This window comes from Lacibacter sp. (genome assembly GCF_057361365.1).
Genome location: NZ_JBMQSG010000011.1, coordinates 451369 through 464220 on the forward strand (window position 1 = coordinate 451369; position 12852 = coordinate 464220).

Annotated in this window: 11 protein-coding genes; 6 read left to right on the plus strand and 5 right to left on the minus strand. The window is 39.4% G+C overall.

From position 1 onward, the window contains the following. The first annotated feature begins 279 nt into the window (after positions 1-279). The 3 genes from ACO1QW_RS11335 (at position 280) to ACO1QW_RS11345 (ending at position 1866) form a co-directional block, all read left to right on the plus strand. On the plus strand, positions 280-870 hold the full coding sequence (locus ACO1QW_RS11335) for a YciE/YciF ferroxidase family protein (protein WP_486258575.1): 591 nt from the start codon (positions 280-282) through the stop codon (positions 868-870). Positions 871-957: 87 nt separating this feature from the next. Beyond that, a complete protein-coding gene (locus ACO1QW_RS11340; RefSeq protein ID WP_486258577.1) occupies positions 958-1491 on the plus strand; it encodes a low affinity iron permease family protein in 534 nt (177 codons plus the stop codon). Positions 1492-1686: 195 nt separating this feature from the next. Beyond that, on the plus strand, positions 1687-1866 hold the full coding sequence (locus ACO1QW_RS11345; RefSeq protein ID WP_486258578.1) for a hypothetical protein: 180 nt from the start codon (positions 1687-1689) through the stop codon (positions 1864-1866). 6 nt (positions 1867-1872) lie between these two features. Here ACO1QW_RS11345 and ACO1QW_RS11350 read toward each other — a convergent pair whose 3' ends face one another. From ACO1QW_RS11350 to ACO1QW_RS11370, 5 genes are all read right to left on the minus strand, one after another. After that, complete coding sequence (locus ACO1QW_RS11350; protein WP_486258580.1) at positions 1873-3081, minus strand: family 1 glycosylhydrolase; 1209 nt, start codon at positions 3079-3081, stop codon at positions 1873-1875. Between the two features lie 12 nt (positions 3082-3093). Then, complete coding sequence (locus ACO1QW_RS11355; protein ID WP_486258582.1) at positions 3094-5244, minus strand: family 1 glycosylhydrolase; 2151 nt, start codon at positions 5242-5244, stop codon at positions 3094-3096. Continuing rightward, positions 5213-6355, minus strand: coding sequence for a UDP-galactopyranose mutase (glf, locus tag ACO1QW_RS11360; RefSeq protein WP_486258584.1), 1143 nt, complete (start codon positions 6353-6355; stop codon positions 5213-5215). The genes ACO1QW_RS11355 and glf overlap by 32 nt, the downstream gene beginning before the upstream one ends. After that, positions 6348-7487 carry a glycosyltransferase family 1 protein gene (locus ACO1QW_RS11365; protein ID WP_486258586.1) on the minus strand — a complete coding sequence of 380 codons (1140 nt, stop codon included), beginning with the start codon at positions 7485-7487 and terminating at the stop codon, positions 6348-6350. Before ACO1QW_RS11365 ends, glf begins: the two co-directional genes overlap by 8 nt. 381 nt (positions 7488-7868) lie before the next feature. Further along, positions 7869-10058 carry a catalase gene (locus ACO1QW_RS11370; RefSeq protein ID WP_486258588.1) on the minus strand — a complete coding sequence of 730 codons (2190 nt, stop codon included), beginning with the start codon at positions 10056-10058 and terminating at the stop codon, positions 7869-7871. Positions 10059-10346: 288 nt separating this feature from the next. On the opposite strand from ACO1QW_RS11370, the gene ACO1QW_RS11375 reads away from it, so the two are divergent. The 3 genes from ACO1QW_RS11375 to ACO1QW_RS11385 all read left to right on the plus strand — a co-directional run bounded on the left by ACO1QW_RS11375 (position 10347) and on the right by ACO1QW_RS11385 (position 12850). Further along, on the plus strand, positions 10347-10745 hold the full coding sequence (locus tag ACO1QW_RS11375) for a response regulator (RefSeq protein WP_486258590.1): 399 nt from the start codon (positions 10347-10349) through the stop codon (positions 10743-10745). A 160-nt stretch (positions 10746-10905) separates the two neighbouring features. Next, complete coding sequence (locus ACO1QW_RS11380) at positions 10906-12408, plus strand: PAS domain S-box protein (RefSeq protein ID WP_486258592.1); 1503 nt, start codon at positions 10906-10908, stop codon at positions 12406-12408. 4 nt (positions 12409-12412) lie between these two features. Then, complete coding sequence (locus ACO1QW_RS11385) at positions 12413-12850, plus strand: response regulator transcription factor (RefSeq protein ID WP_486258593.1); 438 nt, start codon at positions 12413-12415, stop codon at positions 12848-12850. The last annotated feature ends 2 nt before the right edge of the window (positions 12851-12852 follow it).

Sequence of the window (12852 nt, forward strand, 5' to 3'; positions counted from 1 at the left end):
TTTACTTTTCCGGTGATGATCAAAAAATTCCATCATCCGAACACTGTGATCTTTTCGATTTTCATTTTTGCCAAACCATGATTCTCCCTTTGTATTGCATCAGCAAAAACAGTTTTTTTCAAACGATGTAATGCATTATAAAATTCGACACCCTGTGCAATATCTACTGCAGCATCTTTGTAAAAACCTAAGAAAATTCATATTTGTAACAGAGTAAGAGATGGCATGTGCTTTGTTTCTCTTAACATACAATCTATAAAAACAATTAAAACATTAGCTATGCCTACAGCAAAATCAAAAAAACCGACAGCAGCAAAGAGTAAACGGTCATCGTCAAATGGACAGGCAGCGGCCGAATCAAACTCTCAACTTCAAAAATTGTTTCATGATGCATTGAAAGACATTTATTGGGCAGAGAAACATTTGGTGAAGGAATTGCCCAAAATGAGTAAAGCAGCAACCACACAGGAACTGAAGGATGCAATTGATGAGCATTTAGCACAAACTGAAGAACATGTTGCACGTTTAGAACAAGTGTTTGAAATAATGGATAAAAAAGCACAAGCAAAAAAGTGCGATGGTATGGAAGGTCTGCTTAAAGAAGGTCAATCAATCCTGGAAGAAACAGATCCTGGTAGCATGACAAGAGATGCCGGTATTATTATGGCAGCACAAAAAGTAGAACACTATGAAATTTCAGCTTATGGCACGTTGGTAAGCCTGGCAAACACCATGGGCAAAACCGATATTGCTGAAATTTTGAACTCTACATTAGAAGAAGAAAAAGAAACAGATGGTTTGCTTTCTGAAATTGCTGAAAACAATATTAATTGGGAAGCAGAGCAAGAACCCGCAGAAGAAGAAGCATAACTTTTAAACAGTTAGAAATGTATAGCATAAAAGGCCGGGTTGACACCTGGCCTTTTTAAAACCCAATTGAAAGTAAAACGTAAACACATGAGCATGAAAAATCAAACGCAAAAAAAAACCGGTAGCAGTTCCATTCCACCAAAAAAGCTGGCCACTGCCCGACTGTTTAATAAAATATCAGGTTGGATCACCCGAAAGACCGGAAGCCCATTTGCATCTATTTCAGCTTTTGTGGTGATTATTATCTGGGCTGTCAGCGGACCGTTGTTTGATTTTTCAGACACCTGGCAACTGGTGATCAATACGGGCACCACCATCATCACATTTTTAATGGTATTTATCATTCAGCAATCTCAAAACAAGGATACCGCTGCCATACAAATGAAGTTGAATGAACTTATTGCCTGTAATGAAAAAGCCAGCAACCGTTTGGTTGATATTGAAGACCTCACCGAAGAGGAAATCCTGCTCATGAAAAAATTCTACATTAAGCTGGCCGAGAAAGCCCAGGAGGAAACAAATCTACACTCTTCGCATTCGCTCGACGAAGTTGACACCTGGCACAACCAGAAGCAGAAAACTGTTTCGAAGAAAAATAGTACGGACGGGGAAAAGTCATAAACTGCTTGCTGTAAGCTGTTTACATTTCTTTAACTCAAATTTGTAGTGACGCCTTTGGCCCGCCTGAGCGTTCTTTTGCGCTATCAACGGCATGTTTCTTGAAGTAGAATAATATCCTTCATATGATCAGGACCCTTTAAAAGCATCATTTTCTAATCAATGCTCACCTCGTGATGCATTTTAAACTCTCTTGAAATGAAAGACAAAGTGAACCAAGTGCGTGCAGACAAACAACCTAAATCGCTGATTCCAAAAGGCATAAAGTCGTTTACCGAAAAGCCTGCCGATAGGGAAACAAACAGCAAAGAAGCTTTCGATCTGTTTACAAGATTTACAGCAGACATTATCAGGGAAGAAAAAGTATTTCTTCGTTGATTAGCATCACCAGTTATCGAACACTAAGCCATAGGCCTCTTCATTGAGAATATCTTTCCAGTGATCAATAAGCGTTTTATACGCCTCACCTACGGGCATTATTTTGCGGTCAAGATCAAACAAGCCAAGCTCGTTGATATTGCCCGCATCGTTGCGTAAGGCCGAATCCCAATCAACCTGGTGCAATAAGCTGTACCATGTAAATCCAACAATAGGAATTCCATCATGCTTTAACCGGTGGACATTTGCCCATTGTTTCAGTAACCATTCTTTGCATGCGGGCATTTTAATATTTGTTTCCGTATGCATGATGGGCAACTTGTAGCGCTTATAATATTGATTAGTGATTACATAGTAACCGAATATTTCTCCCGCTGCCTGTGTATGCCCATCCGGAAAAACAAGATGTTCGTTGGTAACATAATAATCGTTACCCATGATACATTTTGCCTTTACCTGGTTATGAATAAACCATTCATATTCCTGGCGTGTCATTCCATTCTTCAGCAAATATTCATACATGGTTACGTTCAATGGATAACCATAAGTAAGATCAAGCGAAAGAAAACGTTTTTGATTGAGGAAACGTGCACGTGGAACTGCCAGCGGATCCATTGCATGAAAATATTCTGATGATTCACTTTGAATGAAAGTAGCATCGGGCTGCACCTTCAAAATGTTTTTCATTGCTTTTACATTGCCTTTGCACAAATGCTTAAGTGCAGTAACAAACGCTTCATCTGAACGCAGTCGTTCGTTCCACCACCCATACTGAGCCGAGAACATTGCCGTAATAAAAATTTCATTGATCGGCGTGTAGAGTTGCAGATCAGGGAAACGCTGTGCAAATGCCTGTGCATACTCCGCAAAGTAGTAAGGAAAGTCAGGGTTTTGAAAATTCTCTAACCAATCAGGCACACCAAAATGGCAGAGATCCACAATGGGCGTAATATGTAGTTCTTTTAACCTGTTAAATGTTTCATCGGCAAACGACCAATCGTAGCGATCGGGGCCCAAATGAGTTGAGTAGTAGGGAGGGCCATAGCGTAAGAACTCGATGCCCACATCTTTTACTAATTGCAGATCTTCCTGCCATCGGGCATAATGATCTGTCTTTTCCATTTCATCTACTCGTTTTGTTTTACCATCGGGCAAAACAATTGTGGGATAACTGTTTTCAATGCCAGTGGCAAACATGAATTTATTTCCTGCCATTTGTACAACGTTTTATGCAAGCCTGCTTTCGAAAAACCGATCCAATGCATTGTGCAATGGAGGAAGCTTTATACCCTTATCGCTTTGTAAAACGCTGTAAAGAGGTCGCTGCGCTTTCCATCCCATTTCTGCAAGAGGTTTCGAAATCAGTTGATGCTTTTTACTTCCACTTCTCTCCGCAATAATGCCGCCAAACTCTGCCCATGTTACATTACCCTCATTCGACAAATGCCAAATTCCTTTTTCTTCATCAATAAAAAGATCCATTGCTTTGTGACAAAGATCAGGAACGTAAGTGGGTGATATGATGACATCACCCGCCATATAATAAGGTTGATTGTTTTGAATAGCATCAAGCACGGCATACACAAAATTGTATTTGTCCCAGGGCCCAAAAAATGCACTGGTACGTATGATGAGTGCTGATGGATTTTCCGTCATGATCATTTTCTCCGCTTGCCCCTTACTGATGCCGTAAATATTCAGCGGTAACACCTGATCATCCTCATGATACGGCGCTCGCTTTTCACCATCAAAAACGAGATCAGATGAGAAACTCATAAACCGAATGTCATGATCATAACAAACTTTCGCCAACAGAGATGCTGCAGTTGTGTTGATAGCAAAACATTCTTCTTTTTGTTGCTCAGCATCATCAACCCGCACATAACCTGTTGCATTGATCATTGCCCATGGCCGGTATTCATTCACTAATGCGTTTATACTTTGCTCATTTAAAATGTCAACATCTTCCCTGCCAACAGCTACATATGGAATGGAACGCATCTTACATATTTCTACAAATGCATTTCCAAGTGTGCCCGTCTTACCGATAATCATTAAAGGAGATATCTTTTTCGACATCGGTTTATTTTCAGCGTTTGCAAACAATTCTTGTCTCTGCCACCACCCTTTCCCCGCAAACAATGGATGATCAAAATCTCCTGTTGTTGCAATTGAATGAATCATTTTCCCCAATGAAGTAGCTCTTAATTGATTGTTGCTGACATCAAACACACCTGATTCGTAATAGTTGTTATTACATGTTACCAGGCTGTTCCAATCATATGCACCCAGCAAAGACCATGCAGTTACTGCCCTGATATTCACTCCCTGTCTTTTCAAATCACAGCAAGTATCCCATGTTTCTTTCAACCACCGCAACTGATCTTCTCTTGTACAACTTAAATGACATTCTGTAATTGCAAGTGGAAGATGGTAACGTTGCCATGCTTCCTTCAGTAATTCACCTAAACCAATACTGGTTCCCGTTCTTGCAGCTTCTGTATCTGCATATACATGTTTGCCATTGCTGCCATGTGTAAAGAGTGAATAATTTTCAATTCGCTCATCGAGCCATCTTTCCGAAGTGACGTAGTAATTAAACCCAATAATAGCCGGCGGACAAGGATGCTCTAAAAAGAACTGCAAATCTGCTTTATCAATTCCCAATGAAATAAAATATTTCCAGAAAAAATGTTTTTCATTCACTTTGCCGCATAACAAATCATTTGTTAACCAACGACGTTCATTTTCAAACTTTGCCTGGTAACCAAGAACTGGCGTACTATGTGTTTTAGAAAGATCTTCGGTTTGTACAAGTTTTGCAAATGGATTTACTTTCCAAATTTCCTCCATGCACATAACTGTTCCCTTTAGCTGGTTCACCAGCATTTGTACAAAGCTTAATTCGCTTTGCATATGAGGATACCAAAAACCATACAGGCCGCTGAACCTTGCTGTTGTGAGCGGTTCATTAACGGGTGTATAATATTTTATCCAGGGGAATTTTGCAGCAACTTTTGCAGCGTATTTCGAAAGCTTGAGCGGAAATTCTTTATCGAGCAAATTTGTAAATGCCGGACCACTACCATGGTGTACCAAACCAACAATAGGAACAATTTTATTTTTGCGAATTGAATGTAATTGTTGCTCGGTCCAACTCCAATCAATTTCTATTGATTCTTCTGGCTCATGCGTTTCCCACAGAACCGGGTAACGCAATTTGCTTATACCCAATTCAGCAAACCGTTCAATATCAGCAGGCCGTTCGTAATGGCCCGCCATATTCAATTGATCAAAGTAATTACTTTGAACCCGGTTTATTGTGCACTCCACTCCAGCCCAAACTTCAGGAGTGCAATGAAGTAACTTTGCTTCCATTGACAGGTCGCTCGGTTTTAGTTTGATTAATCAAAGTTTTAAAAAGTTTCAGCGATTGTCCCACCACCTGGTCCATATTATAATATTTATACGTCGCCAGTCTTCCGGTGAAGTAAACATTCTTCATGCTGTTTGCAAGCAGCTGATACTTTTTATAAAGCTCTGCGTTTTCTAATGTTGGCACAGGGTAATATGGATCACCATCACTTTTTGGATACTCATATACCACTGTTGTTTTTGCATGTTTCTGACCGGTGAGATATTTAAATTCAGTTGACCTTGTATAAGGATGCTCATTAGGATAATTCACTGTACCGGTTGGTTGAAAAACTTCTGTTTCCATTGTCTCAAAACGGAATTCGATCGAACGGTATGGAAGTTTACCGTAACAATAATCAAAATAATAATCAACCGGACCAGTATAAATCATTTCCTTATACGGAATCATTTTTTCAATCTCTTTATAATCTGTGTTAAGCATCACTTTTATGTTTGGATGCGATAACATATTTTCGAACATTTTTGTGTATCCGTGTAAAGGCATCGCCTGGTAAGTATCAGTAAAATACCTGTTATCACGGTTGTTGCGTGTGGGGATGCGTGCTGCAACTGAGGCATCTAATTCAGAGGGATCAAGCCCCCATTGTTTTTTTGTATAGCCTTGAAAAAATTTCTGGTATAACTCACGCCCCACCTTGCTTACCACCACATCTTCAGAAGTAAGTATTCTTGTTTTTTGTTCAGCCTTTGACGCAAGAAATTCATCTACCTGGTCGCTGTTAAGATTCATACCATACAGCGTGTTGATTGTATTAAGGTTGATGGGTATCGGCACCATCATTCCATCAACACTCGCCAGCACACGGTGTTCGTAAGGACGCCATGTAGTGAAGGCTCCCAAGTAATCAAATATCTCTTTTGAATTAGTATGAAAAATATGCGGTCCGTATTCATGCACCAAAATACCGGCGCTGTTATAATAATCATAAGTGTTTCCACCAATATGACTTCTTTTGTCAATCAGTAAAACTTTTTTTCCTGCCTGTGAAGCCAGCCTCTCGGCCAGCACAGATCCGGCAAAACCTGCTCCCACAATTAAGTAATCAAACATATTCGTTATTTTTTTTTACCGGTTCGGCTGTTGAAGACGAATCCAGTTTGTTTTGAATTAGTGACATCATATCGCTCCACGTGATATCCCATGAAGTGTTGCTTAAAAATTCATCTACTTCTTTTATCCACTGTGGATCATTTCGTAAGTTGAAAGAACATTCAACGCCAACAACAAAATCTTCAGGAGTATCTGCAATAAATACCAACTCTTCATCAGCATATGGATTAACTACATCCTGAATAGAAGTTGATACAACAGGAACACCACCAGCTAAATACTCAGGTGTTTTAGTTGGACTGATGAATTGAGTTGATTCGTTCAATGCAAAAGGTATGGTAGCTGCATCCCATCCGGATAAATAAGCCGGTAATTCATCGTATGAACGTGAGCCCAGGTAATGAATGTTTGGTGCTGATGGTAAACTTGCCGGATCAATTTTTACAACCGGTCCGATAAGCACTAAATTCCAATCAGGTTTTAAGGTTGCTACCTGGTGTAACAAATCAATATTCATACGCTCATCAATTACACCAAAAAAACCAATGCGTGGATGAGGTATGGCAGCCTGGTCAGCAGGCTCGCTTGTTATATTTCTTGCTTTTGAAAAATGTGCTTTATCAATACTGCTTGGAAACGGATGAATATTATGATGCAAATGTTTTTTTGCTTCATACAAACTGTGCCCCCCGGTGAAAACAATATCAGCTTGCTCCAAAAGTTTTTGTTCATTTTCTTTCATGGCAGCCGGTGCATTCTTAAATGCAGAAAGTTCATCCATACAATCATAGATCGTTAATGCGGGTTCTGGTAAAGAATTACCTAAAGGCAGCGACATTGCTGTATAATACCAGGCAATATATTCGCCAATGTTTTCTCCGGAAAACCAACTGCTTAATAAAACTTGTTGTTCATTGATATTTTCTTCTTCAGATAATCCTTGAGTTAAATGCGGAACAAGTATTTGCAGATTGTCGCTCTTACTAATTTTTTCCAGGAAAGATTTTTCAACATCAAACACAGGCTCTTCAATAATAAACACACGGTTATCTTTTGCAAACCTGCTCATAAGGTGTTGCGGACGTTGGTACACAAAATTCCATCTTAAATGACAAAAGCAAATAATGTCCATACTCGGTAAGTTTTCCCTTTGAAGAATGAATTAGCTATGTTATACAAATACAAAATTGTGCCACCAGTTGTGTTTTTACCGATTTAAGTAATAATACATCCGATTTATTCGAAAAGATGAATGCTTGATAATGAGTGGATAAGGCAGTTAATATCAATGTTTGAAAAATATGTCCAAATTATTCCCCAGTTTTTTTACGCAAGAGCATATAATTTATTCGATTGAAGCCAAAATCTTTAATCGTGCTGTTATTAAAACTGTATATGGTTTTTAGTCCATCACATTTTCAAGAAGAAAAGGTCAATTGTAAACAACAATAACGTTTAGTCAAACCTTAGCATACTCATTATTACATCATTCATCGAAAAAACTATTTACTAATTAGGCAGGGACTTTCTTTGGCTTTTCTCTATCCCAAAAACGATGCTGTGCAATTGCGGCCACAAATCGTTTTGCAAGTTCATTTATGTCATCATGGATAATAATTCCTTCCGTTAATGCAGTTTCTTTTGAATGATCTTCGGGCAACTTTTTATAGAAATAAGTTTCCTGTAGCAAAGGCATAGCACTAACATCGGCAGCTATTGCTTTGCAATGTTTATAAGCTTCATTTAAAAAATGAATTGCATCAGGTTCGCCTGCAAGTGTAGCAGCACTAATGCCACCGGGCACATATACTGCATCATACAATACAGATGCTGTTGTAAAAAAACTTTGCGGCACAGTAAATTCTGTATCTGCTTCGCCAACTATCACCCCTAACTTCGGCGCTACGATTTCTGTCATTGCTCCCTCTGCTTCCAACATTTCTTTTACCGGCAATAAAGAATCTTCATCTACTCCATTTGCAGCAAGTATGGCAATTTTCCTGGTACGTATGGTGTCTTTTATCGTATTGGCCATGCTTAATGCTTCTGACTTTTGCAAACTGCTTTTAACTTTTGTCGGTTGATAATCTTCTACTTTTCCATCGGCAGGTATGCTATGATTCATCGGTTGTTCCGGAGGATTAGGAACATGCAAGCCAAGATTGTAAGCTACTTCGGACGCTAAACCTTTGTCGATTTTCGAGAGTATACCAAGCATCCTCTGTCGTATTGCTTCAGTTTCGCATTTACCGAGTTCAAATGATAATGCATCAACGATATGATTTTTCTCAGCATCGGTTTGGCTATCATAAAATAATTTAGCCTGGCTGAAATGATCAAAGAAGCTTGGGCTTCTTTCTCTTATTTTTTTTGAATCAATTCGTTCGGTGTATGATGTAAAGCCACCTTCACTCATCTTCGCCTGGAAAGGACAACCACCACCCAATGAATTAGGAGAATAACTTGTTTTGCCCCTATTGATCTGCTGACGACTAAACCCATCACGATGATTATTGTGCACCTGCACTATTGGCCGGTTAATGGGTAGCTCATGAAAATTTGGTCCCCCCAAACGAATGAGCTGCGTATCCAAATAGGAAAACAATCGTCCCTGCATCAGCGGATCATTTGTAAAATCAATACCCGGAACAATATTGCCTACATGAAAAGCTACCTGTTCTGTTTCAGCAAAAAAATTATCAGGGTTACGATTGAGTGTCATCTTACCAATACGTTGCACTGGCACTAACTCTTCAGGAATTAATTTAGTAGGATCAAGCAGATCAAATTCAAACTTGTGTTCATCTGCTTCAGGCACTACCTGTATGCCCAATTCCCATTCGGGAAAGTCTCCGTTTTCAATAGCAGTCCACAAATCCCTTCTATGAAAGTCAGGATCTTTTCCTGAAATTTTTTGTGCTTCATCCCATGTTACAGAATGCACGCCTAACAATGGCTTCCAATGAAACTTTACAAAATTAGATTCACCTGCTTCATTAATCAGCCGGAAAGTATGCACACCAAAACCTTCCATCATACGATAACTTCTGGGAATAGCTCTGTCGCTCATAGCCCACATGATCATATGTGCCGATTCAGGCATTAACGAAATAAAATCCCAAAAGGTATCATGTGCAGCAGCTGCCTGTGGCATTTCATGATGAGGTTCTGGTTTTACTGCATGCACTAAATCCGGAAACTTCATTGCATCCTGGATAAAAAATACAGGTATGTTGTTTCCAACAAGATCAAAGTTCCCTTCCTGTGTATAAAATTTTACTGCAAAGCCTCTTGCATCTCTGGCAAGATCAGTTGAACCTCTCGAACCAACAACCGTTGAAAAACGAACAAACACCGGCGTTTCAATAGAAGGATCATTTAGGAAGCCTGCCTTTGTAAGATCACCCATTGTTTTGTATACTCTAAATACGCCGTGAGCTGCCGAACCACGTGCATGCACCACTCGCTCAGGAATCCGTTCATGATCGAAGTGGGTTATCTTTTCCCGTAGTATAAAATCTTCCATTAAAGTTGAACCTCTTTCGCCCGCCTTTAATGAATTATGATCGTCGTTTATCCTTACACCTTGGTCGGTTGTCATAAGTTCGTTGAAACCGGTTTCCATTTCAGGAGCGAGGTCCGTTATTTTACGGCTCTCTTGTTTTACCTGGTTAGTTGTTGGTTTATTCTTTTTCGTAGCCATGAGTGCTGTATGATTGATTCATGAATAGGTATCGCAGTTGATAGTGCAAAAAATCAGCCATAGAAAAATTGGTTAAAAGAAGGGCAGATAATTGCGCTGCAGGTTTTCAATTCGGCAATCGTTTTTAAAATGGGGAAATAATGCAACAGAATAACAAATGAACTAAGGTAAAATCCTAGTTTGATTCGTTTAAAACAAGGCATGATATTTCATAGGTGTAATTGAGATGTTAATAAGTGTACATTGATCGAACCCGGCAGAAATGTAATAAGACAAATACACAAACACATGAAAACACATATCTTCCTCGTAGATGATGATATTGAAGAGATGAGATTTTTTGTGAAGACCTTAAATGACATGGGCGATAAATTCAAATGCACCTATGCAGCAAACGGACCGCATGCAATTAAGATGCTTCATTACCTGCGGCCTGAAAAAATATTCATCAAGTATAATATGCCCAAGATGAATGGCCTTGAAATAACCGAAGAATTGAGAAAGACGAAAGACCTGGAAGAAATTCCGGTGTATCTATTCTCATCATCCTTAGATGCTGTTTCAAGGCAAAAAGCAAAGGCATTAAATGTTACGCTCTGCATGGATAAACCCGATAGCAAAATTGATATTGCTACGGTTTTAAAAAGTGTTTTTGAATCTCCTGCTGTTTTATCAGCCGAAATATAACAGCACACTTCTTCTGCTAACATCCATTTTCTGTTGTACAGGCATCTTTATATCAAAAAAACCGGAGGTTTTTCTGGTATAATTTTTTAAACACCTTTAGCAAACTCCAATTATGTAATTAGCCAAGGTTGGAAAGAGTAGCTAACCATTCTTGTTAATGATGAAGAGAAGAATTACCAACGTGAAAAATATTCCTGGAAAACATCGAAAACGATCGATGGGTGACTATGCAAAAGCAATTCTTGAAACGGCACACGAGTCACTGTTATTGCTCAACGCCGACCTGATGATAATTCATGCTAACAATGGATTTTACAAAACGTTCGAAACAACACCTGAAGAAACAGAAGGCCGGTATTTATACGAAACAGCCGCTGCCCAATGGAATATTCCCCTCCTGAAAGAACAACTTCAGTTACTCCAGAATAAGAACATTCCTTTTAATCATCTCGAAATATCTCATCAGTTTCCCTCTGTTGGACAAAGGACGCTGTGGCTTAACGCAAACAAATTTTCAATGAAAGAAGAAAACTGCGACATGATTCTTTTGGCTATACAGGATGTATCGGAGCAAAAAAGCCTTGAAGTAAAAACAAGGGAAAATGAAGAGCGTTTGCAATTACTTATTCATAATGCATCGGATATCATTACCGTTCTTGACGCAACCGGCAGCATTACTTATGAAAGCCCGGCGATAGAGCCCGTATTGGGGTACAAACCGGAAGAAAGAGTGGGGAAAAATATTCACACCGATTCCATTGTGCATCCTGATGACCGGCAGACAAAAATTAATCTTTTGCAAAAATCTGTTGCATCCCCTACCGAAAACATTATGGGCGAATTCAGGCTGCGGCATAAAAACGGTAACTACCGTACTATCGATGCTATTTTCAACAATAAGCTGGATGATCCTAAGATCAGTGGCGTTATTGCAACTTACCGGGATATCACTGAGCGAAAAATACTTGAAAGTCATAAAGACGAATTTATTGCCATCGTGAGCCACGAATTAAAGACGCCTGTTACAAGTTTAAAAGCTTACCTGCAGATACTGGAGGAAAACATCACCCAATCAAAAGATAACAACCCTACTCTGCTGGTCAGCAAAATGAACACCCAGGTTGACAGGCTTACCACACTCATCAGGGATCTTTTGGATTATGCAAGAATCGACAGTAACCGATTACACTTCCGTGAAGAAGAATACGAGATTAATGAGCTGGTGCATGAAATAACAGAAGAAGTGCAAACCACTACCAAACAGCATGTGATTGAAACGACCTTATCACGCCCCGTTATCTTGTTTGGTGATCGATATCGTACCGGGCAGGTAATTACCAACCTGCTGAGTAATGCTGTAAAGTATTCACCGAAGGCCAATAAAATCAATATCAGTACTGTTGTGGAAAAAGAAAAAGTAAAGGTGTTTGTACAGGATTTTGGTATTGGCATTGATGCGCTGCATCAACAAAAAGTGTTTGACCGTTATTACAGGGGAACTGAAAAGCCGCATCATTTTCCCGGCCTCGGACTTGGCTTATATATTGCATCAGAATTTATAAGAAGGCAGGGAGGAGATATTGGAGTTGCAAGTGAGCCTGATGAAGGTTCAACATTTTTCTTCTCTCTACCCATGCCTCATTTAACTAAAGAAAAAAAGTAGTATTATGTGGGTAACAACGACCGCATTCCCGAATGAATCGATTGCCATGAAACAACGAATTTTAATTGCTGACGACGATGAAAGCATCCGTGATATATTTCAATTGATATTGGGCAACGCCGGCTATCAAATTGAAATAAGCTCTACTGGCGAAAATATCCTCAACAACTCTTTCGAAGTTCCTGATCTTTTTTTGCTCGACAAACAGTTGGCTGGACACAATGGCCTCGATATTTGTAAGTACTTAAAAAATAAACCGGAAACAAAAGATGTTCCGGTGATCATGATTTCGGCTTCGCCGGATATAGGACCGCTTTCCATTGAAGCTGGTGCTGATGCGTATATTGAAAAACCTTTCGAGATACAATATCTACGGTCCGTAATACGGCATTACTTACAACGATCTGCTGCAAATACAAACCAACAAACTACAAACGCTTAGGT